The organism is Streptomyces sp. NPDC046197 (assembly GCF_040646295.1).
GTDB lineage: Bacteria > Actinomycetota > Actinomycetes > Streptomycetales > Streptomycetaceae > Streptomyces.
In genome coordinates this window covers 150,733-173,147 of the sequence record NZ_JBEYZY010000004.1, presented here as the reverse complement: position 1 = coordinate 173,147, position 22,415 = coordinate 150,733, and the positions used below count along the sequence as shown (strand labels likewise).

The 22,415-nt window shown below is 72.2% G+C and carries 21 protein-coding genes and 2 pseudogenes; 13 read left to right on the top strand and 10 right to left on the bottom strand.

What is annotated here, in order from left to right; translation table 11 throughout:
* Window positions 1-297 precede the first annotated feature (297 nt).
* Entirely contained in the window at window positions 298-2,022 is a 1,725-nt protein-coding gene (locus AB0A61_RS07885; RefSeq protein ID WP_361287836.1) for a fatty acyl-AMP ligase, read from the bottom strand.
* 417 nt (window positions 2,023-2,439) lie between these two features.
* Between AB0A61_RS07885 and AB0A61_RS07880 the strand changes: the two genes are divergently transcribed.
* From AB0A61_RS07880 to AB0A61_RS07870, 3 genes are all read left to right on the top strand, one after another.
* Window positions 2,440-2,787, top strand: coding sequence for a VOC family protein (locus AB0A61_RS07880; RefSeq protein ID WP_361287833.1), 348 nt, complete (start codon window positions 2,440-2,442; stop codon window positions 2,785-2,787).
* Between the two features lie 109 nt (window positions 2,788-2,896).
* Window positions 2,897-3,256, top strand: a complete 360-nt coding sequence (locus AB0A61_RS07875) for a DUF779 domain-containing protein (RefSeq protein WP_361287830.1) — start codon at window positions 2,897-2,899, stop codon at window positions 3,254-3,256.
* Between the two features lie 75 nt (window positions 3,257-3,331).
* Window positions 3,332-4,561 carry a phosphodiester glycosidase family protein gene (locus AB0A61_RS07870; protein ID WP_361287827.1) on the top strand — a complete coding sequence of 410 codons (1,230 nt, stop codon included), beginning with the start codon at window positions 3,332-3,334 and terminating at the stop codon, window positions 4,559-4,561.
* 1 nt (window position 4,562) lies between these two features.
* On the opposite strand, the gene AB0A61_RS07865 is transcribed toward AB0A61_RS07870, so the two are convergent.
* The 6 genes from AB0A61_RS07865 to AB0A61_RS07840 form a co-directional block, all read right to left on the bottom strand.
* Window positions 4,563-4,757 (bottom strand): hypothetical protein, encoded by a 195-nt coding sequence (locus AB0A61_RS07865; protein ID WP_361287824.1) that lies wholly within the window; start codon window positions 4,755-4,757, stop codon window positions 4,563-4,565.
* A gap of 102 nt (window positions 4,758-4,859) precedes the next feature.
* The gene (locus tag AB0A61_RS07860; protein ID WP_361287821.1) at window positions 4,860-5,726 is read right to left on the bottom strand and encodes a phosphatidylinositol-specific phospholipase C/glycerophosphodiester phosphodiesterase family protein; all 867 of its coding nucleotides are present in this window, start codon (window positions 5,724-5,726) and stop codon (window positions 4,860-4,862) included.
* 197 nt (window positions 5,727-5,923) lie between these two features.
* Entirely contained in the window at window positions 5,924-7,021 is a 1,098-nt protein-coding gene (locus tag AB0A61_RS07855; RefSeq protein WP_361287818.1) for an acyl-CoA dehydrogenase family protein, read from the bottom strand.
* A complete protein-coding gene (locus AB0A61_RS07850; protein ID WP_361287815.1) occupies window positions 7,018-8,199 on the bottom strand; it encodes an acyl-CoA dehydrogenase family protein in 1,182 nt (393 codons plus the stop codon). Before AB0A61_RS07850 ends, AB0A61_RS07855 begins: the two co-directional genes overlap by 4 nt.
* Entirely contained in the window at window positions 8,196-9,173 is a 978-nt protein-coding gene (locus AB0A61_RS07845) for an NADPH:quinone oxidoreductase family protein (RefSeq protein ID WP_361287812.1), read from the bottom strand. The genes AB0A61_RS07850 and AB0A61_RS07845 overlap by 4 nt, the downstream gene beginning before the upstream one ends.
* Before the next feature lie 95 nt (window positions 9,174-9,268).
* The gene (locus tag AB0A61_RS07840; RefSeq protein WP_361287809.1) at window positions 9,269-9,865 is read right to left on the bottom strand and encodes an XRE family transcriptional regulator; all 597 of its coding nucleotides are present in this window, start codon (window positions 9,863-9,865) and stop codon (window positions 9,269-9,271) included.
* Between the two features lie 268 nt (window positions 9,866-10,133).
* Here AB0A61_RS07840 and AB0A61_RS07835 point away from each other — a divergent pair, with 268 nt between their 5' ends.
* The 4 genes from AB0A61_RS07835 (at window position 10,134) to AB0A61_RS07820 (ending at window position 13,973) form a co-directional block, all read left to right on the top strand.
* Window positions 10,134-11,672 (top strand): ATP-dependent DNA ligase, encoded by a 1,539-nt coding sequence (locus tag AB0A61_RS07835; RefSeq protein ID WP_361287806.1) that lies wholly within the window; start codon window positions 10,134-10,136, stop codon window positions 11,670-11,672.
* A 100-nt stretch (window positions 11,673-11,772) separates the two neighbouring features.
* Complete coding sequence (locus tag AB0A61_RS07830; RefSeq protein ID WP_361287803.1) at window positions 11,773-12,246, top strand: NUDIX domain-containing protein; 474 nt, start codon at window positions 11,773-11,775, stop codon at window positions 12,244-12,246.
* A gap of 76 nt (window positions 12,247-12,322) precedes the next feature.
* Complete coding sequence (locus tag AB0A61_RS07825; protein WP_361287800.1) at window positions 12,323-13,708, top strand: NADP-dependent succinic semialdehyde dehydrogenase; 1,386 nt, start codon at window positions 12,323-12,325, stop codon at window positions 13,706-13,708.
* A gap of 25 nt (window positions 13,709-13,733) precedes the next feature.
* The gene (locus AB0A61_RS07820) at window positions 13,734-13,973 is read left to right on the top strand and encodes a DUF6213 family protein (RefSeq protein WP_028423261.1); all 240 of its coding nucleotides are present in this window, start codon (window positions 13,734-13,736) and stop codon (window positions 13,971-13,973) included.
* A 16-nt stretch (window positions 13,974-13,989) separates the two neighbouring features.
* Here the strand turns inward: AB0A61_RS07820 and AB0A61_RS07815 are convergent, their stop codons facing one another.
* Complete coding sequence (locus AB0A61_RS07815; protein WP_361287797.1) at window positions 13,990-14,115, bottom strand: hypothetical protein; 126 nt, start codon at window positions 14,113-14,115, stop codon at window positions 13,990-13,992.
* 535 nt (window positions 14,116-14,650) lie between these two features.
* On the opposite strand from AB0A61_RS07815, the pseudogene AB0A61_RS07810 reads away from it, so the two are divergent.
* From AB0A61_RS07810 to AB0A61_RS07800, 3 genes and pseudogenes are all read left to right on the top strand, one after another.
* Window positions 14,651-15,718, top strand: a pseudogene (locus tag AB0A61_RS07810) (type III polyketide synthase); the annotation flags it as partial.
* Between the two features lie 95 nt (window positions 15,719-15,813).
* Window positions 15,814-16,729 (top strand): annotated as a pseudogene (locus tag AB0A61_RS07805) (cytochrome P450).
* A gap of 7 nt (window positions 16,730-16,736) precedes the next feature.
* Complete coding sequence (locus AB0A61_RS07800) at window positions 16,737-17,315, top strand: cupin domain-containing protein (protein WP_361287794.1); 579 nt, start codon at window positions 16,737-16,739, stop codon at window positions 17,313-17,315.
* Window positions 17,316-17,414: 99 nt separating this feature from the next.
* Here the strand turns inward: AB0A61_RS07800 and AB0A61_RS07795 are convergent, their stop codons facing one another.
* A complete protein-coding gene (locus AB0A61_RS07795) occupies window positions 17,415-18,641 on the bottom strand; it encodes an acyl-CoA dehydrogenase family protein (protein WP_361287791.1) in 1,227 nt (408 codons plus the stop codon).
* 169 nt (window positions 18,642-18,810) lie between these two features.
* On the opposite strand from AB0A61_RS07795, the gene AB0A61_RS07790 reads away from it, so the two are divergent.
* Window positions 18,811-19,455 carry a TetR family transcriptional regulator gene (locus AB0A61_RS07790; protein WP_361287789.1) on the top strand — a complete coding sequence of 215 codons (645 nt, stop codon included), beginning with the start codon at window positions 18,811-18,813 and terminating at the stop codon, window positions 19,453-19,455.
* Between the two features lie 101 nt (window positions 19,456-19,556).
* Here the strand turns inward: AB0A61_RS07790 and def are convergent, their stop codons facing one another.
* Entirely contained in the window at window positions 19,557-20,096 is a 540-nt protein-coding gene (gene def / locus AB0A61_RS07785) for a peptide deformylase (protein WP_361287787.1), read from the bottom strand.
* Window positions 20,097-20,256: 160 nt separating this feature from the next.
* Here def and AB0A61_RS07780 point away from each other — a divergent pair, with 160 nt between their 5' ends.
* Window positions 20,257-21,495 (top strand): MurT ligase domain-containing protein, encoded by a 1,239-nt coding sequence (locus AB0A61_RS07780; protein WP_361287785.1) that lies wholly within the window; start codon window positions 20,257-20,259, stop codon window positions 21,493-21,495.
* A gap of 20 nt (window positions 21,496-21,515) precedes the next feature.
* Window positions 21,516-22,244 (top strand): glutamine amidotransferase, encoded by a 729-nt coding sequence (locus AB0A61_RS07775; RefSeq protein WP_361287782.1) that lies wholly within the window; start codon window positions 21,516-21,518, stop codon window positions 22,242-22,244.
* The last annotated feature ends 171 nt before the right edge of the window (window positions 22,245-22,415 follow it).

Below are 22,415 nucleotides of genomic sequence, written 5' to 3'. Positions count from 1 at the left end.
GCGGTCGCCGTACGCCGGGTACGGCGACCGCCTCGGGTGAGGGGGGACGCGTCGGGTCGCGCGGGGCCGGGAGGCACCGGGAGGCGCGGCCCCGGCGGTGGTCCGTGGGGCGCACGGCCGGTACGGCGGCCGCGGCGACGGTCCGGGATGCCGTGCGTCAGGCCGTCGCCGCAGGTCGGGGCCCTCGGCTCGGGCCGGTCCGCTTCGACCGGCCCGTCGGCGATCCGCTCGGCGCGCGGCCGGTGCGGCGGGCGGGCCGGCGCCGGCGCGACGGTGTGCGCGGGCGCCCGCCCGGCGTCATGGCGCCGCGGGCGCGCCGACCGGGGACAGGGTGCTCTCGTGGTACGCCGCCCGGGTGGCGCGGCGCTGGATCTTCCCGCTGGACGTCTTCGGGATGGTGCCGGGGTGGACGAGGACTATCTCGCGCACGGACAGACCGTGCGCCTCGCCGATCGCGCTGCGGACCCGGTCGGCGATGGTCTCCGCCTCGCCCGCCGCCTCCGGGGCCACTTCGGCGACGACGACGGGCTGTTCGCCGTCCACTCCGCCGTCCACGGAGAACGCGGCGGTGCAGCCTGGCCGCAGCGCCGGGTGGGACAGTTCGGCGGACAGCTCCAGGTCCTGCGGGTAGTGGTTGCGTCCGTCGATGACGATGAGGTCCTTGAGCCGGCCGGTGACGAACAGTTCGCCGTCCCGCAGGAAGCCGAGGTCGCCGGTGCGCAGGAAGCGTCCCTCGTGGCCCGGCAGCTTGGCCCGGAAGGTCTCGCGCGTGGCGACGGCGTTGCGCCAGTAGCCCTTGGCAACGCTCGCGCCGCTCACCCAGATCTCGCCGGTCTCGCCCTCGGGCAGTTCCTCCTGCCGCTCGGGGTCGGCGATCACCACGGTCACGTCCGTGGCGGGGCGGCCGCAGCCGACGGCCGCCGCGTCCGCCGCGCCCGCGTGCGGGCCGCTCTCGTCGGCCTCCAGGAGCGTCGCGGGCGCGTCCACCGAACCGCCGGTGACCATCAAGGTGGCCTCGGCCAGGCCGTAGCACGGGTAGAAGGCGGCGCGCCGGAAACCGGCCGCGCCGAACGTCTCGGTGAACCGCCTGAGGGTGGCGGCCCGTACCGGTTCGGCGCCGTTGAAGGCGACCTTCCAGCTGCTGAGGTCGAGCGCGTCGAGGACGCCGGGGGTGGCGTGCTTCAGGCAGAGCTCGTAGGCGAAGTTGGGGCCGCCGCTGGTGTGCGGTCGGTAGCGGCTGACGGCGGCCGGCCAGCGCAAGGGCTGCTGCAGGAAGTGCAGCGGCGAGAACAGGGTGGCGGTCACGCCGAGGTGGATGGTGTTCAGGACCGGGCCGATGAGTCCCATGTCGTGGTACACGGGCAGCCAGCTGACGAACATCTCGTGGCCGTACTCGGCGATGGTCTCGGGTGTGTGCCCCATCCGCTCGGTGATGATCCGTTCGTTGTCCAGCAGGTTGCCGTGGGTCACCATCACCCCGCGCGGCGCGGAGGTGGAGCCGGAGGTGTACTGGAGGAAGGCGACCGAGTCGGCGGTGAGGTCGGGTGCGCGCCAGGAGTCGGCCGCGTCATCGGGGATGTCCTCCGTGGCGACCCGGGTGATGGCGTCCAGTTCGGGCAGGTCGTGCGTCAACGCGCCCAGTACGTCGATGACTTCGCGGCCACCGAGGATCACCCGCGCGTCCGCGTCGGCGAGCAGCCGCTTCGTCCGGACCAGGGCGCGGTGGTTGTGTGCCCGTCCCTGCGGAGGTACGCCCGGGACGGCGACGACTCCGGCGGCGAGGCAGCCCAGGAACGCGCTGACGAACTCCAGCCCCGGCGGATACAGCAGCATGGCGCGGGAGCCGGCCAGCCCGCGTTCCTGGAGCCAGGCGGCGACGGCCCGGGAGCGGCGGGCCAGTTGTCCGTAGGAGAGCTCCTGGATCTCTCCGTCGCAGTCCCCCGTGAGGAGGTACCGGTAGGCGGTGCGTTCGGGCTGTTGCGAGGCGTGTGTGGTCAGTACATCGACCAGGGAACGAGCCATGTGACGAGTCTCACCTGTCCGGAATAGCGGGTGCGGGAACTGGAGTTCGATGGCCGCGTGCCATGTGCGCACGGAACCGGAACCGGCCTGGCCCCCTTGCCACGCCGCCCGTCTCGACCACCCCGCCGGGGGGAGCTGCGGCGCGGTCCACGCGCAGGCTCCCCGTCCCCCCAGTACAACTTGCTACCAACGAGTAGCACCATAACAAGTCCCATCGGTCGACGCGCCGAACACACGTAAACGCTGTGTGTCCAAACGGAGTTGAATGCGTCACCCCTCCGAGGCCGGGCGCCGGGAGCGGTGTGCGGGCAGGGCTGCGGACCGACCGCCACGGACGCCGCGCGCCGCCGGGGTGCGCTCCGATACGCTGCCCCGGCCACACGCGCCCGCCGCCCGACCGACCAGCGGAGCCGCCCGATGCATGTTCGCCGCGTCGTACCCACTCTCCACTCGCCCGCGCCCCGGGAGAACTCCGAGTTCTACGGGGCGCTGGGCTTCGAGGAGGTCATGAACCACGGCTGGATCGTCACGCTGGCGTCCGCCGAGAACCCCGCCGCGCAGATCAGCTTCATGAGCGAGGACAGGACCGCGCCGGTCACACCCGACCTGAGCATCGAGGTCGACGACGTCGACGCGGCGTACACCGCCCTGCGGGAACGCGGCGCGCAGATCGTGCATCCGCTGACCGACGAGGAGTGGGGCGTCCGCCGTTTCTTCGTGCGCGATCCGGGCGGGCGGGTGGTCAACGTCCTCGGCCACCTCTGACGGGCGGCCCCGCCCCCTCCCGGCGCACCGCGTCCGATGCAACCTCTTCGCAACCTCGGCACTGGTTGTCTGGGTCCGCTTCTTCCGGTGCGGCGAAGGACGGCGACTGATGTACGAGGAGACCCCGCGCGTCGAGCTCACTCCCGCGGCGGCCGGCCTGGTGCGGCGGCTGAGCGAGGCCCATGGGCCGCTGATGTTCCACCAGTCCGGCGGCTGCTGCGACGGCAGCGCCCCCATGTGCTACCCGGAGGGTGAGTTCCGCACCGGCGGCTCGGACGTGCTCCTGGCGGAACTGCACGTCGAGGGGGTGGACCGGCCGGTGACGTTCTGGATGTCGCGCAGCCAGTACGAGGTGTGGAGCCACACCCGGCTGATCGTCGACGTGGTACCCGGCCGGGGCAGCGGCTTCTCCCTGGAGGCACCCGAAGGAGTGCGTTTTCTCATCCGTTCCCGCGTCGTCGACGCCTGAGCACCGCACGGGACACCGCGTTCTGATGCACTTCCCCTGAGTCCTGGGCAAGTTGACGAGACATCAGGGGGCACCGTGACACGTCGCTACCGACGGCTCAGAACGGCACTGACGGTTCTCGTGGCATGCGGCTCACTGGCCGGTACGGCCCTCGTGGGGGCGGCACCGGCCAGCGGTGCGCTACGGGCCGAGGAGATCGCCCCGGGCGTCGAGTACACCGAGTTCGACCTCGACGCGGCACACGGCACCACGCGCGCACACCTGGTCAGCGTCGACCTGGACAACAAGCACGTCAGGGTCGATCTGCTGCACCCGGACGCAGTGGCGGCACGGGGCGCCGTGTCCAAACTCGCCGACGCGCAGGGCGCACTGGCGGGCGTCAACGGCGACTTCTTCAACATCACCGAGTCGGAGCACCCGGGCGTCGAGGCGACCGGCTCGTCCGTCGGCCCGGAGATCGCCGCCGGGCACACGCTCAAGGCCGCGGTGCCCCGCGCGCAGCGCTTCGGCCCCGCGCTGCCGCCGGGCACCGGCACCGAGGACGTGCTCGGGGTGGGCACGGACCGCACCGCCCGGCTGGACCGGCTCACCCTCGCCGGCTCGGTGAGCACCCCTCAGGGGAAGCTCGAGCTGCGCGGCCTCAACCAGTACGCGCTGCCCGAGGATTCGATCGGGGCGTACACCTCCGACTGGGGCGGCGTCTCGCGGGCCCGGGCCACGTGCGGCACCGACTCCAGCAGGGGCGCGCCGTGCAGCACCGACACCTACGAGGTGACCGTGACGGACGGCCGGGTCGTCGCCACGTCGGACGAGCCGGGCAGCGGCACGATCCCGGCGGGCACCACCGTGCTCGTCGGCCGCGAGGCGGGGGCACAGCAGCTGCGCAAGCTGTCCGAGGGCGATGCGGTACAGGTGCAGCACCACCTGGTCGCGGCCTCCTCGGGGGTCCCGTACGCCTTCGCCGTCGGTGGCTTCCCGGTGCTGCGGTACGGGATGCCGCTGTCGGGCCTCGACGACACGACGTCGGCCGTGCGCACCGCCGCGGGCATCGGGGACGGCGGTCACCGGTTGTTCCTGCTCGCGCTGGACGGGGGGTCGGCGTACCGCACCGGCCTCACGGTCGCGGAACTCGCCGTGGTGCTGCGCGACGTGGGCGCCAGCGACGGCTTCAACCTCGACGGCGGCGGCTCCACGACACTGGTCGCCCGGGAGGGGGGCGAGAGCGGGGTGAGCGTGCTCAACCACCCGAGCGGGGGTGCCGAGCGGGCGGTCGCCAACGGTATCGGGGTCTTCCCCGCCTCCTGAGTCAGGGACGCAGACTGCTGACGATCTGCGCCGTCGCCGCCAGCCCTTGGTGAATGGTCGGCGCCATGCTCGAACCGGCCAAATAGAAGCCGAGCAGAACGCAGACCAGGGCGTGCGAGATCTTCAGCGCGCCGTTACGCAGGAACACCACCGCAAGGATCAGGAGCAGCACCACCACAGAGATGGAAATGGCCATCGTCAACCTCCTCCGCCACGCCCACTTCGCGGCTTTCGGCCGCAAGTGTGGCGTAGCGGAGGGTTCGTCCGGGCGGCTGACGTGTCCGCCGAACGTGTGGTTCTACGGCCGCTCGTGGGCGTCGAGGAACGCCTCCAGGCCGGCGAGGTCGTCGGTGTTGAGGTAGTCGACGCCGGCGGCGAACAGTTCGCTCCACAGCGCCTCGCGCGCGGGGCCCGCCGTGTCCGGCGTGGCCCAGAATCGCACCTTCTGCTCGTGCGCATGGGCCTCCCGCACGATGCTCCGCAGCTTGAGCCGCTCGGCGTCCGGGAAGGGACCCTCCCCGAGCCAGGTGAAGTTCAGCGTCCAGTTGTCGGAGATCAGCGGGACGAAGGAAGCGGGCGCCGGGCTGCCGAGGTCGGTGAGGCGGCCGTCGTAGAAGGCCCGCCGCTCGGTCTGCGCCTCCATGGGCGTACGGGCCGCCCGGTCGCCGGAGACGACGGCGGTGACCGGGCCCGGCCGCACGTGCCCGTGCATGTACGTCGTGAACAGGTGCGGGTAGCGCCTCAGATGCCGGTCGAGTTCCAGGTACGTCGAGGAGCCCTCGGTCTTGATGTCGATGAGCAGTTGCAGGGGTCTGCGCCAACCCCGGTACATACAGCCGTGATTGGCCCTGACACGGGCGGCCAGCGGGGCGAGGTAGAGGGACTCGAGGGTGCGCCGCGGGTCGAGTTCGACCGGATCGTGGGCGACCAGGAGCTGGTCGCCCACGAGGTGGATGTCGGCCTCGACACTGCCGAAGCGGTGGCCGAGCGCGTCGAAGAGCGGGCGGGGATGCTCGTAGTCGTTGTGGGCGTGCGCGCGCCACAGCGGGCGCCTGCCGTGGTGGGCGTCGGCCGCGACCGCGCGCGAGGCGGCGGGCGGCGCGACCGCGCCGGCCAGGGCGGCGCCGAGGGTGGTGAGGGCTCTGCGGCGGGTGGTGAGGGCCATGCTCTGCCTCCCTTGATGTGCCGTACCGGACCTCAAGGGAGTATGCGGCCTGGCTTGCTCAAAGGGCCCTGATGTAAAGGGAGTTGGCTGGATGGCCGCGCCGTGTTCACCTCACCGGGCGCGGCGCCGGCGTGGTCCCCGGCCCCGGGCGTGCCGGAAGGCCCGCCCGAGGCCGGGGCGGGCCTTCCGCGTGGACGTCAGGGGGCTCGGAGGTCGACCAGTTCGGCCAGCGCCTCGCGGTGGGCGCCCGCCGTGCCGTAGGCGATCGAGTCGGCCTTGGCCCGCTTCAGATGGAGGTGGACCGGGTGCTCCCACGTCATGCCGATGCCGCCGTGCAGCTGCAGCGCCTCCTCGGTGGCGCGCACGGCGACGGGCGCGGCGTAAGCCTGGGCGACAGGCACCGCCACGTCGACGTCCCGGCCCGTGGCCAGCGCGTCCGCGGCGCCCCGGGCGGCCGCGCGGAGGCTGACGACCTCCAGCCAGAGCTGGGCGAGCCGGTGCTTGAGCGCCTGGAAGCCGCCGACCGGCCGGTTGAACTGCTTGCGCTCCTTGAGGTAACGCACCGTCTCGGTCAACGCCCAGTCGGCCACGCCGAGTTGCTCGGAGGCAAGCAGCCCGGCGCCGGCCCGCAGGGCCCGTCGTACGGCGGGCTCGGCGTCGCCCAGCCGACGGCCGGGCGCGCCGTCGAGGACCACCTTCGCCGGCGGCCGGGTCAGGTCCAGCGGCACCTGCGCGGCGACGGTGACGGCCGCGTCGGAGGTGTCCACGGCGTACAGTCCACCGTCCTCGGCGGGCACCAGCAGCACGTCCGCGACCGCCGCGTCGGCGATCGAGGTCAGCTCCCCGTGCAGCCGGCCGTCGTCCTGCCGCACGGCCTTGACGGCGCCGCCCGGGGCGGTGTGCAGCCCGACCGCGAGAGCCCCGACGGTCCGGCCGGACGCCAGCCGGGTCAGCAGCCCGGCCGCTTCCTCCCCGCCGCAGGCCAGCAGTGCCTCGGTGGCGACGACCGCACTCGTGAGATACGGAACCGGAGCCACCGCACGCCCCAGCTCCTCCAGCACCACGGCCACTTCCCGGTGCGTGGCGCCCTGGCCGCCCAGTTCCTCGGGTACCAGCAGACCGGCCAGCCCCATGCCCTCGGTGAGCGACTTCCACAGCGCGAGGTCGTGCGGGGCGTCGGACTCCATGCGCGCGATCACGCCGGCCGCGTCGCAGTGGTCGGTGAGCAGGTCCCGGACGGCGGCGCGCAGCGCCTCTTCCTCCTCCGAGTACAGCAGGTCGGGGTCAGTGCTCATCGGGCCAGGTCCTTCCAGGCGACGTCCTTGTCGGTGCGCGGCTCCGCGGGCAGGCCCAGAACACGCTCGGCGACGATGTTCAGCAGGACCTCGTTGGTCCCGCCCTCGATGCTGTTGCCCTTCGAGCGCAGGTAGCGGTAGCCGGCGTCGCGACCGGTGAAGTCGACCAGTTCGGGGCGGCGCATGGTCCAGTCGTCGTACAACAGCCCCTCCTCGCCGCGGAGTTCCACCTCCAGGCCGCTGATCTCCTGGTTGAGCCGGGCGAAGGCGAGCTTCATGCCGGAGCCCTCCGGGCCGGGCTGGCCGGCCACGAGCTGCTGGCGCAGCCGTTCGCCGGTGAGGCGGGCGACCTCGGCCTCCACCCACAGCGTCAGCAGCCGCTGGTGCAGATCGTGGGTGCGCAGTTCCGGGCGTTCCCGCCAGGTGTTCGCGACCGGGCCGATCATGCCGCCCTCCCGGGGCAGCCGCATGCCGCCGATGGACACGCGCTCGTTCATGAGCGTGGTCTGGGCGACCCGCCAGCCGTCGCCGACCTCGCCGAGCCGACGGGCGTCCGGGATGCGGACGTCGGTCAGGAAGACCTCGTTGAACTCGGCCTCTCCGGTGATCTGGCGCAGCGCCCGCACCTCGACGCCCGGGTCGGTCATGTCGCAGACGAAGTAGGTGATCCCCTGGTGCTTGGGCACGTCCGGGTCGGTACGGGCGATGAGGATGGCCCAGCGCGCGAGATGGGCGCTGGAGGTCCACACCTTCTGCCCGTTGACCACCCAGGTGTCGCCCTCACGGACGGCCCGGGTACCGAGCGCGGCCAGGTCCGAGCCCGCGCCGGGCTCGCTGAAGAGCTGGCACCAGACCTCCTCCCCCACCCAGAGCGGGCGCAGATAGCGCCGTTTCTGCTCCTCGGTGCCGTAGCGCAGGATGGTCGGCGCGGCCATGCCGAGGCCGATGCCGATGCGGCGCGGGTCGTTGTCGGGGGCGCCCGCGGCCTCCAGCTCGGCGTCCACGACGGCCTGGAGGGAGCGCGGCACGCCCAGTCCGCCCAGGCCCTCGGGATAGTGGACCCAGGCCAGTCCCGCGTCGAAGCGGGCCTTGAGGAAGTCGGTCCGGCCCGTCTCGGCGGGCGGGTTCGCCGCCAGCAACTCCTGGGTACGGCGGCGCAGTTCGGCTGCGTCGGTCATGCGACGGCTCCGTTCTCCGGCGCGGGCAGCACGGCGACGCGGCCGGTGGTGACACCGTCGGCGACCCGCTGCACGGCGGCCGCGGCCCCCGTCAGCGGCACCCGCTCGCTCACCAGCGGCCTGACCGCGCCGCGGGTGGCCAGTTCGGTGAGCTGCTCGTGGCAGTGCTGGATCAGCTTGGGATTCTTGGTGTTGTACAGGCCCCAGTGCAGGCCGAGGATCGAGTAGTTCTTCACCAGGGCGTGGTTGAGTGCCGGGCTGGGGATCGTGCCACTGGCGAAACCGACCACGACGATCCGGCCCTCGAAGGCGACGACCTTGGCGGACTGGGCGTAGGCCGCGCCGCCGACCGGGTCGTAGATCACATCGGCGCCCCGGCCTCCGGTGGCCTCCTTCACCGAGGCGATGACGTCCTCGCCGCGCCGGTCGATCACCACGTCGCAGCCGAGTTCCCGGGCGACGGCGGCCTTGTCGGCCCCGCCGACGACACCGATGACCCTCGCCCCGGCGGCCTTGCCGAGCTGCACGGCCGCGCTGCCGACCCCTCCTGCGGCAGCGTGGACGAGCAGCGTCTCCCCGGCCTCCAGGTGGGCCCGGCGATGCAGCCCGAACCAGCCCGTCTGGTACCCGATGTGCAGCGCGGCCGCCTCGGCGTCGTCCAGCGCCTCCGGGGCGGGCAGCAGGGCGGCGGCATCCGCCACGGCGTACTCGGCGAACCCGCCGTACGGAAGTGCCGGGTTGGCGAGCACCCGGCGCCCGTCCTCGGTCTCGCCGCAGATCTCCACGCCCGGGGTGAAGGGCAGCGGCGGCCGGACCTGGTACTGGCCGCGGCACAGCAGCGCGTCCGGGAAGTTGATGTTGGCGGCACGCACCTTGAGCAGCACCTGGCCCTCGCCGGGCACGGGCGCCTCGGCGTCCTCCAGCCGCATCACCTCACTCGGCTCGCCGTTCTCGTGCACTCGCCATGCCTGCATGCGCCGCCTCCACGGGACTGCCTCGTCCGACTGCTTCATCCGACTGCTTCGACCGCATACTAAGCGGTCGCTTGCCCATCTGGGAACAGTACGGGTCAGTCGCCTTCACCACGCTTCGACGGCCGGGCGCGTACGTGCATGCGTTCCCCCTGCGGCCCGAACAGGCTGAGGAACTCCACCGGCCCCTCCCCCGTGGACCCGAACCAGTGCGGCACCCGGGTGTCGAACTCGGCCGCCTCCCCGGCGGTCAGCACCACGTCGTGCTCCCCCAGCACCAGCCGCAGCCTGCCGGACAGCACGTAGAGCCACTCGTATCCCTCGTGGGTGCGGGGGTCGGGTTCCGTCCTGCGCCGGGGTTCGAGCACTTTGAAGGCCCGCAGACCGCCGGGCTGCCGGGTCAGCGGCCAGTGGGTGCGGCCGTGCCGCACGACCGGCTCGGCCCGCACCCGGGGATCCCCGACCGGCGGTGCCCCCACCAGCTCGTCCAAGGGCACCCGGTGGGCCTGCGCGATCGGCAGCAGCAGTTCCAGGCTGGGCCTGCGCAGACCGGACTCCAGCCGGGAGAGCGTGCTGACCGAGATGCCCGTCGTCTCCGACAGCGCCGCCAAAGTCACCTCCCGGTCCTTGCGGATCCGCCGCAGCCTGGGGCCCACGCCCGCCAGAACGTCGTCCGTACTCGTGACCGTACTCATGACCGTATTGCAGAATCGGCAAAGGCGTTTGTCAATCCGGCAGCGGCCGACGACCTTCGCCGACCTGGACGCGGCCGGCTGAGGCCTCCTTCTCCATCGGCACGGTCGCGCGTCCGGTCAGGCGGTCGCCCTCCCTGGTGCGGTCGGTGGTGCGGCGAGCGCAGCTCTCTCGCCGGTGACGCAGCTCTCTGGCCGGTGACGCGGGAGGCGCCCGGCCTTGTGCTGCCGCCCGGGTGTGGAGCGTCGTCCTCCGGTGCACCATTGCTGCATGCTGCTTGCCCGGCTGGCCCAGGTGTCGCGGGAGGTCGCCGCCACTTCGGCGCGGTCCCGGAAGATCGCCCTGCTCGCCGAGCTGTTCCGGGACGCCGAGGCGGACGACGTGCCGATCGTCATCCCCTATCTCGCGGGGAGGCTGCCGCAGGGCCGGCTCGGCGTCGGCTGGAAGGTGCTCGGCCGCCGGGTCGTCCCCGCCGCCGGGCCGTCGCTCACCGTGCGCGAGGTGGACGCCCGCCTCACCGAGCTCGGCAAGGTGTCCGGCGCCGGCTCCCAGGCCGAACGAACACGGATCGTAGGCGCGTTGATGGGCGCGGCCACCGAGGACGAGCAGCGGTTCCTGCTGGGGCTGCTCACCGGTGAGGTGCGGCAGGGGGCGCTGGACGCCGTCGCCGTCGAAGGTCTGGCCCAGGCGACCGGCGCACCGCCGGCCGATGTGCGCAGGGCGGTGATGCTGGCCGGGTCGCTGCAGACCGTGGCCCAGGCCCTGCTGGCCGCCGGCCCCACGGCGCTGGACCGCTTCCGGCTCACCGTCGGCCGTCCCGTCCTGCCGATGCTTGCGCACAGCGCCTCCTCGGTGGCCGAGGCGGTCGACAAGCTCGGCGCGAGCGCGGCCGAGGAGAAACTGGACGGTATCCGGGTACAGGTCCACCGGGACGGCGACATGGTGCGTATATACACCCGCACCCTGGACGACATCACCGACCGGCTGCCGGAAGTCACCTCGGCCGCCCTGGACCTGAAGGGCGAGCGCTTCATCCTGGACGGCGAGGTCATCTCCTTCGGCGCGGACGGGCGCCCGCGCTCGTTCCAGGAGACCGCCGGGCGGGTCGGCTCCCGCGTGGACGTGGCCACCGCCGCCGAGACGGTTCCCGTCTCCCCCGTCTTCTTCGACGCCCTGTCGGTCGACGACCGCGACCTGCTCGACCTGCCGTTCGCCGAACGGCACGCCGAACTGGCCCGCCTGGTCCCCGAGCCGATGCGGGTCAGGCGCACCCTGGTCTCCGGGCCGGACGACACCGCCGAGGCCGAGCGGTTCCTCGCCGACACGCTGGAACGCGGCCATGAGGGGGTCGTCGTCAAGGCCCTCGACGCTCCCTACAGCGCGGGGCGGCGCGGCGCCTCCTGGCTCAAGGTCAAACCCGTGCACACCCTCGACCTCGTCGTCCTGGCCGCGGAGTGGGGTCACGGCCGCCGCACCGGCAAGCTCTCCAACCTGCACCTGGGCGCCCGCACCGCCGACGGCGGCTTCGCCATGCTGGGCAAGACCTTCAAGGGGATGACGGACGCGATGCTGGCCTGGCAGACCGAGCGGCTGCGGGAGCTGGCCGTCGAGGACAACGGCTGGGGGGTCACCGTGCGCCCCGAACTGGTCGTCGAGATTGCCTACGACGGCCTGCAGAAGTCCACACGCTATCCGGCCGGTGTCACCCTCCGTTTCGCCCGGGTCGTGCGCTACCGCGAGGACAAGCGCCCGCAGGAGGCCGACACGGTGGAGACGCTGCTGGCCGCGCACCCGGAGGTGAAGCCGTGAGGCTCCGGCACATCGCGAACCCCCCGCCGACACCCCACCGCGCCCCGACCCGGCCGCTGACACGGCGGCACCGCACGAACCGCGCGCCTCAGGCACGGCCGTGACCGAGCGGCGGGAGAGGCGGAGCGCGGGCCTGCTGCTCTTCCGGCGCACGGACCACGGCCTGGAGGTCCTGCTCGGTCATATGGGCGGCCCCTTCTTCGCCCGGAAGGACGCGGGAGCCTGGACCGTCCCCAAGGGCGAGTACGCCCCCGACGAGTCGGCCTGGGCGGCCGCCCGCCGCGAGTTCCAGGAGGAGCTGGGTCTGCCGCCGCCGGAAGGGGAGGCCGTTCCGCTCGGCGAGGTCCGTCAGTCGGGCGGCAAGATCGTCACGGCCTGGGCGGTCGAGGCCGACCTGGACCCGGCGACGATCAGCCCCGGCACCTTTCTCATGGAGTGGCCGCCGCGGTCCGGCCGGACCCAGGAGTTCCCGGAGCTCGACCGCGTGGACTGGCACGGCCTGGACCGGGCCAGGGAGCTGATCGTCACGGCCCAGGCGGCGTTTCTCGACCGCCTGGCGGAGCACTCGACCTGAGGAGATGCCCACGCGTTGCGGTCGTCACCGCCGCGCGGGAAGGTCGTAGCACAGCCCGCTCCCAGGGAGGCCAGTCATGCCCATCGCAACGGTGAACCCGGCGAACGGCGAGACGCTCAAGACGTACGAGGCCATGGGCGAGGAGGAGATCGAACGCCGGCTCCAGCTGGCGGAGGCCACGTTCCGCACCTACCGGACGACGGCCTTCGACGAGCGCGCCCGCCTCCTGAACAAGGCCGCCGGTCTCCTCGACGAGGACCAGCAGGAAATCGGCCGGGTCATGACCACCGAGATGGGCAAGCCGGTCAAGCAGGCTCGCGCGGAGGCCGCGAAGTGCGCCAAGGCCATGCGCTGGTACGCGGAACACGCCGCGGAACTCCTCGCCGACGAGGAGCCCGCGGAGTCCGACGTGAAGGACTCCGGCGCCACGCGGGTCCGCGTGCGCTACCGGCCGCTGGGCCCGGTGCTGGCGGTGATGCCCTGGAACTTCCCGCTCTGGCAGGTGATCCGGTTCGCGGCGCCCGCGCTGATGGCGGGCAACGTGGGCCTGCTCAAGCACGCCTCCAACGTCCCGCAGACCGCCCTGTACCTGGAGGACCTGTTCCACCGGGCGGGCTTCCCGGAGGGCTGTTTCCAGACCCTCCTCGTCGGCTCGGGCGCGGTCGACGACATCCTGCGCGACGAGCGCGTCAGGGCGGCCACCCTCACCGGCAGCGAGCCGGCGGGCCGGGCGGTCGCCTCCACCGCCGGCGAGATGATCAAGAAGACCGTGCTGGAGCTGGGCGGCAGCGACCCCTTCGTGGTGATGCCGTCCGCCGACATCGACCGGGCCGCCCGGGTCGCGGTGACCGCGCGGGTGCAGAACAACGGCCAGTCGTGCATCGCGGCCAAGCGGTTCATCGTGCACACCGACGTCCACGACGCCTTCGCCGAGCGCTTCGTGGAAGGGATGAGGGCGCTGAAGGTCGGCGACCCCATGCAGGAGGACACCGAGGTGGGGCCGCTCTCCAGCGAGCGGGGCCGGTCCGATCTGGAGGAACTGGTGGACGACGCCAGGCGGGGCGGCGCGAGCGTGCTGTGCGGCGGCGCACGGCCCGACTGGCCCGGCTGGTACTACCCGCCGACCGTCCTCGCCGGCATCACCCGCGAGATGCGCATCCACCGCGAGGAGGCCTTCGGGCCGGTCGCCACGCTGTACCGGGCCGGGGATCTGGACGAGGCGGTGCTCATCGCCAACGACTCGCCGTTCGGACTGAGTTCGAACGTGTGGACGCGGGACGAGAAGGAGGTCGACCGGTTCGTCCGGGACATCGAGGCGGGCAGCGTCTTCTTCAACGGGATGACGGCCTCCCACCCGGCGTTCCCCTTCGGCGGGGTCAAGCGGTCGGGCTACGGGCGTGAGCTGTCCGGGCACGGAATCCGCGAGTTCTGCAACATCACCACGGTATGGCACGGAGCGTGAGGCTTCCACGGCTACGATCCCCTTTGTGAACCGCGAAGTGACTCTCCCTCTCATCGTCGACGACCGCGGTACCTTGCAGGTGGCCGCGGCCGACGTGAGCAAGCTGCTGCGGACGGTCGGCGGCCGGTGGCTGCGTCTGGTGGAGGCCGGGCAGGAGGGTCTCGACGAGGACACGGTGGCCGCGCTCACCATCGAACTGGCCAAGCTGGCCGACCGGATCGATGTGGCGTGCATCGCGCACAGCAGTGGAGCCGCCTCCGGGTGAGCGGGTGGCGCACCCCTCAGCGGGTCTGCTGGTCGCGATCCCACAAGGTGTCCCAGAACATCGCCTCGTAGCTCTGCGGCAGGGAGCCGTACCGGTGGACGAGGCCCTCGTCGACCCGTCCCTCGTCCAGGCCCTCCTGCACGGCTGCCGTGGCCTGCCGCTCCAGGCCTGGCAGCCCGGCGGTGGCTCGTGGGCCGCGGTCCGCGCCCGGTCGACACCGCGGACCACGGCGAACGCCTCCAGCCGCTCCCCCGCCCGTTCCTCGCCCTCGGCGAGCGCGGCGAAGAACGCCGCGGTCGCCGGCCGGTCGGCCGTGCTTTGCGCCAGATGCTCGCAGGAGCGCCGGTCGCCGGCGATCACCCACCGCTGTTCCAGGGCCGGCGCAGCGAGCGTGTCCCGGCTCGCCGCTCCCCGGGCTACGAGCGGCAGAAGCCGGTTGGCCTGCGGTTCCGGGGTGAGCTTTCCGGTGGTCGACGCCGGCGGTTCCCTGGCCGTGGCTGTCATCACTGCTCCGATCGTGGGGGTTTCGGGCACTGCCGCACTCCTACCCGTTGTCCCCGGTTTGGAGTAGTCCGGCGAGAGATCGTCGCTCTCTCGGGTGATCGTGGGTGGACCACCCTTCTGGGTGCACCACCCTCTGACCGGGGGGCTACCGGCCTTCCGGAAGGCGAAAGCAGGCACGGCTCATGGCGACTTTGTGCAGACCTTCGGTGTCCGTTCCAGAGCACGTGATCACGATGGAGGAAACGCTGGAGCTCGCACGCTCCCGCCACGCGGACCACCCGCAACTCCCGCTGGCCCTCCGGCTGATCGAGAACACCGGCGTGCGCACCCGGCACATCGTGCAGCCCATCGAGGAGACCCTGAAGCACCCGGGGTTCGAGGCCCGCAACAAGCTCTACGAGCGGGAGGCCAAGGCCCGGGTCCCCGCGGTCGTCCAGCGCGCGCTCGACGACGCGGAACTGCTGACCTCGGACATCGATGTCATCATCTACGTCTCGTGCACGGGCTTCATGATGCCCTCGCTCACGGCGTGGCTGATCAACGAGATGGACTTCGACAGCACCACCCGGCAGATACCCATAGCCCAGCTGGGCTGTGCCGCCGGCGGCGCGGCGATCAACCGTGCGCACGACTTCTGCACGGCCTACCCGGACGCCAACGTCCTCATCGTGGCCTGCGAGTTCTGCTCTCTGTGCTACCAGCCCACCGACCTCGGCGTCGGCTCGCTGCTCTCCAACGGCCTGTTCGGCGACGGCATCGCCGCCGCCGTGGTCCGCGGCACCGGCGGCACCGGCGTCAGGCTGGAGCGCAACGGCTCGTACCTGATCCCCAAGACCGAGGACTGGATCGCCTACGACGTCCGGGCGACCGGCTTCCACTTCCTGCTGGACAAGCGGGTGCCCGCCACGATGGAGCCGCTGGCCCCGGCCCTGCAGGACCTGGCCGGTATGCATGGCTGGGACGCGTCCGACCTGGACTTCTACGTCATCCATGCGGGCGGCCCCCGCATCCTGGACGACCTCAGCAAGTTCCTGCAGGTCGACCCGCACGCGTTCCGGTTCAGCCGGGCGACGCTCACCGAGTACGGCAACGTGGCCAGCGCCGTCGTCCTGGACGCGCTGCGCCGGCTGTTCGACGAGGGCGGTGCGCATGAGCATGCGCGCGGGCTGCTCGCCGGGTTCGGCCCCGGCATCACGGCGGAGATGTCGCTGGGCCGCTGGCACGACGGGGACGCGGAATGACCGAGCTGACCGAGGCGGCCGCACCGATCGGGGCGGCCCCGGTGACCGAGGTGACGCTCACCGGGGCCGCGCTCCCGACCGGACGGAAGCCCGGAATCACCGAGGAGAGGCTCGCCGGGGCCCTGCCCCCGGTCCGGCAGTGGCCGGCGCGCGACCTGAGCGGCGTCGGCTTGGGCCCGGTCCTCACCGACCTGATGCGGGAGGGCCCCGTCACCCGCATCCAGCTGCCCAACGGCAAGGGCTGGGCGTGGCCGGTCACCCGCATGGAGGATGTCCGCATGGTCACCAACGACCCGCGCTTCACCCGCGAGGTCGTCATGGACGGGCAGGTCACCCGGCTCGCGCCGCGTTTCGTCCCGTTCCGTGGCGCGGTGGGCCTCCCGGACCCGCCGGGCCACACCCGGCCGCGCCGCGCGGTCGCCCCCGCCTTCACGGCGCGCGGCGTCGCTCGGGTCCGCAAGCGGGGCCGCCAGACGCTCGGCGAGCTGGTCGACGAGATGCTCCGGGACGGGCCGCCCGCCGACCTGAGCGCGGCGGTGCTGAGCCGGTTCCCGATCGCGGTGATCTGCGAGCTGATGGGTGTACCGGCCGCCGACGGGCACGCCGTGCACACCTGGACGCAGCTGATCCCGTCCTCCTCGCACGGCGCCGATGTCGGCGAGGGGGCCGAGCACCGGATGACCGCGTATTTCACCGACCTCATCGGCTCGCTGAAGGACGGCACGGACCAGCGGCTCGGTTCGCTGCCGGGGGCCGCCGTCGGCAAGGGCGAGATCACGCCGGAGGAGGCCGCCGGGCTCGCCGTGCTCCGTCCGCAGGCCATCGACGAACTGCTGCGCTACGTTCCCGCACCGCAACGCGGTCGGGCTGTCCCCGATCGCCCTGCGGGAGCTCGTCGGCGCGCTCCTCGACCGGGTGCCGGGGCTGAGGCCGGCGGTGCCGCCCGACGGGGTGCCCTGCAAGAAGGGCGCGCTGATCCGCGGGCCCGAGGCGCTGCCCGTGACGTGGTGAGCCGACGATGACGGCGACCAATCAGCCTCTGCTCGGCACGGCCACCGCGGTCGACGGCTCCCCGGTCGGCGCGGCGGACGGGCTGCTCGTGCCACCGGGCCACGGCCGGGTCGTCGAGACACCCGCCCAGCGCGTGACGTTCAAGGTGACCGGCTCGCACTCGCGGTTCACCTCCACCTTCGAGGTGGAGGTGCCGCCGGGTTTCGACGTCGGCGCCCATGTGCACAGCCGCAGCGAGGAGTTGTTCTACGTGCTCGAGGGAGAGCTGGACGTGCTCGCCTTCGAACCTCTCGTGCGGACCCCCGACAACTGGCAGAAGTGGGAGTCCCGTTCGGGCAACCGGGTGGTACGGGCGACACCCGGCACGGTGATCGTCGTCCCGCCCGGCTGCCCGCACGCGTTCGCCAACCCGACCGGCACCGCGGCGAAGATGTTCTTCCAGACCTCCCCGCCGCCGGACCACGAGCGGTACTTCGAGGAGCTCCTGGAGATCCTGGGCTCCGGGGGTCCGCCGGACCTCGAGGCGATCGAGGACCTCAGGAAGCGCTACGACATCGAGCAGCTGACACCGCTGAAACACCGGTGAGCCCTCGTGTCGCAGGGGCGCGGGGAGCCGCGCGGCAAGCGCAACGGACCGGCATACCGCGATCGGACCGCACCCCTGCGGCGCTCACCGGCTCGGCGCCTACCGGATCGGCATCCCGGAGACCGTCCGCGCGATCACCAGCCGCTGAATCTCGCTGGTCCCCTCGAAGATGGTGTAGATGGCCGCATCCCGGTGCATCCGCTCCACCGGGTACTCCCGGGTGTAGCCGTTGCCGCCCAGGATCTGGATCGCCTGGGCGGTGACCTCCTTCGCGGTCTCGCTGGCGAAGAGCTTCGACATCGAGCCCTCGGCGGCGGTGAACTGCTTGCCGTTGACCGCCATCCAGGAGGCCCGCCACACCAGCAGCCGGGCCGCGTCGATCCGGGTGCGCATGTCGGCGAGCTGGAAGGCGACCGCCTGGTTGTCGATGATGGGCCGGCCGAACTGCTGACGCGTCATGGCGTAGTCGAGGGCGACCTCGTAGGCGGCCCGGGCGGTGCCCACCGCCATCGCGCCGACCGCCGGCCGGGACGCCTCGAAGGTGGCCATGGCCGCGTTCTTGACGCGCTCCGTGCCCTTGCGGGCCTTCTCGCGGGCGCGGGCGAGGCGCTCGTCCAGCTTCTCCTTGCCGCCCAGCAGGCAGGAGCCGGGAACCCGTACGTCGTCGAGGACGACCTCGGCGGTGTGCGAGGCACGGATGCCGTGCTTCTTGAACTTCTGGCCCTGGGACAGACCCGGCGTGTTCGGCGGGACGATGAAGGAGGCGTGGCCCTTGGAGCCGAGCTCCGGGTCGACCACGGCGACGACGACGTGGACGTTGGCGATGCCGCCGTTGGTCGCCCAGGTCTTCGTGCCGTTGATCACCCACTCGTCCCTGGCCTCGTCGTACACCGCGCGCGTACGCATGGAGGCGACGTCGGAGCCGGCGTCGGGTTCGGAGGAGCAGAACGCGGCGACCTTGACATCGTCGACGTCGCCGTACATCTGGGGGATCCAGGTACCGATCTGTTCCTCGGTGCCGTTGGCGAGGACGCCCACCGCGGCCAGGCCCGTGCCCACGATGGACAGGGCGATGCCCGCGTCGCCCCAGAAGAGCTCCTCCATCGCCATGGGGATGCCGAGGCCGGTGGAGTCGAAGTATTGCCGGGCGTAGAAGTCGAGGGAGTAGATGCCGACCTTCGCGGCCTCCTGGATGACCGGCCAGGGAGTCTCCTCACGCTCGTCCCATTCGGCGGCCGCGGGGCGGATCACGTCGGCGGCGAAGCCGTGGAGCCAGTCCCGAACCTCCTTCTGTTCGTCGTTGAGCTCCATGGTGAACTCGGCCATGTCCCCTCCTGCGGTGCACGTGCATGTTACTTGCGGTAACACGAGTCTGTTACTGGCAAGTAGGAAAAGTCAACTCCTACTGACCGGTCGGCAGCCCGTTCGATGCCGGGGGCTCGGTCAGTGTTAGTTTGCGCAGGCGTCACCGAATCAGCACGGGTGGGGAGAGCTCATGGACACCACGCAGCGGACCGATCAGCAACGGTCCGCCGACCGCCGACGGCGCGAGCTGCTGGAGGCCGCCGACCGAGTGGTGCTGCGCGACGGGCCGCAGGCCTCCATGAACGCCATCGCGGCCGAGGCCGGCATCACCAAGCCGATCCTCTACCGCCACTTCGGTGACAAGGGCGGTCTGTACGCCGCCCTGGCCAAGCGGCACACCGACGCCCTGCTCGATTCACTGCGGGCGGCGCTGGACGCGCCGGCCGACCGGCGGGAGCGGGTGGAGTCCACGCTGGACACCTACCTCTCGGCCATCGAGGCCCGCCCCCAGGTGTACCGGTTCCTGATGCACCCGGCAGAGGGCAGCCAGGGCGGCGACCAGGGCTTCGACGTCGGCAAGCACTCCGCACCGCTGCTGCGCCGCATGGGCGAGGAGCTGGCCCAGGTGATCGAGGAGCGACTGGACCTCGGGCCGGGCAGCCAGCAGCTCGCGCGGGTCTGGGGCCACGGCATCGTCGGGATGATGCATGCGGCGGGCGACTGGTGGCTCGGGGAACGGCCGTGTTCCCGGGCGGAACTGGTGCGGAGTCTGGCCGATCTGTTGTGGGGTCGTCTGGCGGCGGCGGGGGACAAGATGGGCGGACCGGGCTTCTGACGCCGCCCGGGTGAGCTGCCGCTCTCAGGGCCGTGGGGCTGGTGCGCGGCTGCGCCGCGTGGGCGCGACCGGCCGAACGGCGGCCCGCGGCCGCGCGAACGTCACCGCCCCCACGGCGCCCGCGCGGCCTGCCGCAGCAGGCGTCGCTTCCGCCACCCCGTGAGGTGATCCACGTACAGGCGGCCCGCCAGGTGGTCGCACTCGTGCTGAAGACACCGGGCGAAGAATCCCGTTCCGTGCACGGTCACCGGCTCCCCGGTCATCGTGAACCCCTCGACGACCGCGTGGTCGCAGCGCTCCGTCCCGGCCTCCAGACCCGGCAGGGACAGACAGCCCTCGGGTCCGCGGATCACCACGCCGTCGGACTCGACGAGCCGCGGGTTCACCACATGTCCCACATGCCGGACATCATCGTCGTCCGGACAGTCGTAGACGAACACGCGCAGCGGCTCGCCGATCTGGTTCGCGGCCAGGCCCACCCCCTGCGCCGCGTACATCGTCGCGAACAAGTCCTCCACGAGCCGGGCCAGTTCGGTACCGAAGTCGGTGACCTCCTGGCACGGGGCCCGCAGGAGGGGGTCACCGAGCAGGGTGAGGGGCCGGACGCGCCCGCGGGCGCCCGGGATCGAGCCGTTTCGCATGGCGGCAAGGGTACGGTCCTACTGTCCCGCGCGAAGGGCGCGCGGGCGTCGCGACGGTGCCGGGGTTCGGGAGCGCGAATGATCTCGATAGGCTGAGGTCCACACCACGTTGCCGAATGGCTTTGAGGCGCGGCGCGTACGCAAGGAGGATCGAGAACTGATGGCAGGCAACTCGGACCCGCTCACGCCGCGGGCCAAGCTGGCCGTGACCGCGGGCAAGGCAGTCGCTGCGGCATCGCGCGCCGCGGGACGCGGCAGCGGTTCGGTGATCGGGGGTCGGGTGGCCCTCAGGCTCGACCCCGACCTGCTCGCCCGGCTGGCCCAGAACCTGGACGTGGTCCTGGTCTCGGCGACCAACGGCAAGACCACGACCACCCGGCTCATCGCCGAGGCCCTGCGGGCGGCCGGCCCGGTCGTCTCCAACGCGCTCGGCGCCAACATGCCGGCCGGCATCACCTCGGCGCTCGCGGGCAGCTCGGAGGCCAAGTTCGGCGTGATCGAGGTCGACGAGAAGTACCTCGCGGGTGTGGCCCGCGACACCGACCCCAAGTGCATCGCGCTGCTCAACCTCTCCCGCGACCAGCTCGACCGGGCCGCCGAGACCCGCATGCTCGCGGAGAACTGGCGTGAGGGCCTGTCCGGGACCAAGGCCGTGATCGTCGCCAACTGCGACGACCCGCTGGTGGTGTGGGCCGCGTCCTCCTCCCCCAATGTGATCTGGGTCGCCGCCGGCCAGATGTGGAAGGACGACGCCTGGTCCTGCCCGTCCTGCGGCGGTGTGATGCAGCGCCCCGGCGAGGACTGGTTCTGCGGCGACTGCGGGTTCCGCCGGCCCACGCCGAGCTGGGCGCTGTCCGGCGACCACGTTCTCGACCCGCACGGCTCGGCCTGGCCGATCCACCTCCAGCTGCCGGGCCGCGCCAACAAGGCCAACGCGGCCAGCTCCGCGGCCGTCGCCGCCGTCTTCGGAGTGCCGCCGCAGGTGGCGCTGGAGCGGATGTACCAGGTGCAGGCGGTCGCCGGGCGCTACGACGTGGTCCAGTTCCAGGGCCGCGACCTGCGCCTGCTGCTGGCGAAGAACCCGGCCGGCTGGCTGGAGACGTTCTCCCTGATCGACCCGCCGCCGACCCCGGTCATCCTGTCCGTGAACGCGCGCGGCGCCGACGGCACCGACACCTCCTGGCTGTGGGACGTCGACTACACCCGCCTCACCGGCCACCCCCTCTTCGTGATCGGCGACCGGAAGCTGGACCTCGCGGTGCGCCTGGAGGTGGCGAACCAGCACTTCCAGGTCTGCGAGAACCTCGACCAGGCCGTGCAGCAGGCACCGCCGGGCCGCATCGAGGTCATCGCGAACTACACCGCGTTCCAGGACCTGCGCCGCCGCGTCGGCAACTGACCACGAAGGACGATCACTTCATGACCGACAACCAACTGCGTCTGGTGTGGATCTACCCGGACCTGCTGAGCACCTACGGCGACCAGGGCAACGCCCTCGTCGTGGAGCGGCGGGCCCGGCAGCGCGGACTGGACGTGGCCCGGCTCGACGTGCGCAGCGACCAGCCGATTCCGACCTCCGGCGACATCTACCTGATCGGCGGTGGCGAAGACCGGCCGCAGCGGCTGGCGGCCGAGCGGCTGCGCCGCGACGGGCACCTGTACCAGGCCGTGCAGAACGGCGCGATCGTGTTCTCCGTCTGCGCCGGCTACCAGATCCTCGGCCACGAGTTCATCAACGACCTGGGCCAGCGCGAGCCGGGCCTCGGCCTGCTCGACGTGGTCTCGGTGCGCGGCGAGGGAGAGCGGTGCGTCGGCGACGTCCTGGCGGACATCGACCCGCGCCTCGGGCTGCCCCCGCTGACCGGGTTCGAGAACCACCAGGGCGTCACCCACCTCGGCCCCACGGCCCGCCCCCTGGCCCAGGTACGCCTGGGCAAGGGCAACGGCACGGGCGACGGCACGGAGGGCGCGTACAACGACACCGTCTTCGGCACGTACATGCACGGGCCGGTGCTGGCCCGCAACCCGCAGATCGCCGACCTGCTGCTGAAGCTGGCACTCGACGTCAACGCCCTGCCGCCGATCGACGACCGCTGGTACGAGGCGCTCCGCAACGAGCGCATCGCGGCTGCGGAGCAGCCTGCGTAGGTACGGCTGCGGAGCAGCCTGCGTAGGTACGGCTGCGGAGCAGCCTGCGTAGGGACAGCCGCTGGGCAGTCGGCGGACGAGCCCGTCTGACGGGCCGTCCGCACAGGTGAGCGGCCCCGTCCAGCAGGCGGACGCATGGTTCGGCCCCGCCCCCTGGTGCCGCTAGGGTGG

Coding starts and splice junctions, on each gene's coding strand:
- AB0A61_RS07840 (WP_361287809.1), bottom strand. CDS start 9,865: ATGAGTACGGTCACGAGTACGGACGACGTTCTGGCGGGCGTGGGCCCC.
- AB0A61_RS07865 (WP_361287824.1), bottom strand. CDS start 4,757: ATGGCCATTTCCATCTCTGTGGTGGTGCTGCTCCTGATCCTTGCGGTG.
- AB0A61_RS07860 (WP_361287821.1), bottom strand. CDS start 5,726: ATGGCCCTCACCACCCGCCGCAGAGCCCTCACCACCCTCGGCGCCGCC.
- AB0A61_RS07780 (WP_361287785.1), top strand. CDS start 20,257: ATGGCAGGCAACTCGGACCCGCTCACGCCGCGGGCCAAGCTGGCCGTG.
- def (WP_361287787.1), bottom strand. CDS start 20,096: ATGCGAAACGGCTCGATCCCGGGCGCCCGCGGGCGCGTCCGGCCCCTC.
- AB0A61_RS07850 (WP_361287815.1), bottom strand. CDS start 8,199: ATGACCGACGCAGCCGAACTGCGCCGCCGTACCCAGGAGTTGCTGGCG.
- AB0A61_RS07790 (WP_361287789.1), top strand. CDS start 18,811: ATGGACACCACGCAGCGGACCGATCAGCAACGGTCCGCCGACCGCCGA.
- AB0A61_RS07880 (WP_361287833.1), top strand. CDS start 2,440: ATGCATGTTCGCCGCGTCGTACCCACTCTCCACTCGCCCGCGCCCCGG.
- AB0A61_RS07855 (WP_361287818.1), bottom strand. CDS start 7,021: ATGAGCACTGACCCCGACCTGCTGTACTCGGAGGAGGAAGAGGCGCTG.
- AB0A61_RS07775 (WP_361287782.1), top strand. CDS start 21,516: ATGACCGACAACCAACTGCGTCTGGTGTGGATCTACCCGGACCTGCTG.
- AB0A61_RS07845 (WP_361287812.1), bottom strand. CDS start 9,173: ATGCAGGCATGGCGAGTGCACGAGAACGGCGAGCCGAGTGAGGTGATG.
- AB0A61_RS07825 (WP_361287800.1), top strand. CDS start 12,323: ATGCCCATCGCAACGGTGAACCCGGCGAACGGCGAGACGCTCAAGACG.
- AB0A61_RS07835 (WP_361287806.1), top strand. CDS start 10,134: ATGCTGCTTGCCCGGCTGGCCCAGGTGTCGCGGGAGGTCGCCGCCACT.
- AB0A61_RS07875 (WP_361287830.1), top strand. CDS start 2,897: ATGTACGAGGAGACCCCGCGCGTCGAGCTCACTCCCGCGGCGGCCGGC.
- AB0A61_RS07795 (WP_361287791.1), bottom strand. CDS start 18,641: ATGGCCGAGTTCACCATGGAGCTCAACGACGAACAGAAGGAGGTTCGG.
- AB0A61_RS07885 (WP_361287836.1), bottom strand. CDS start 2,022: ATGGCTCGTTCCCTGGTCGATGTACTGACCACACACGCCTCGCAACAG.
- AB0A61_RS07800 (WP_361287794.1), top strand. CDS start 16,737: ATGACGGCGACCAATCAGCCTCTGCTCGGCACGGCCACCGCGGTCGAC.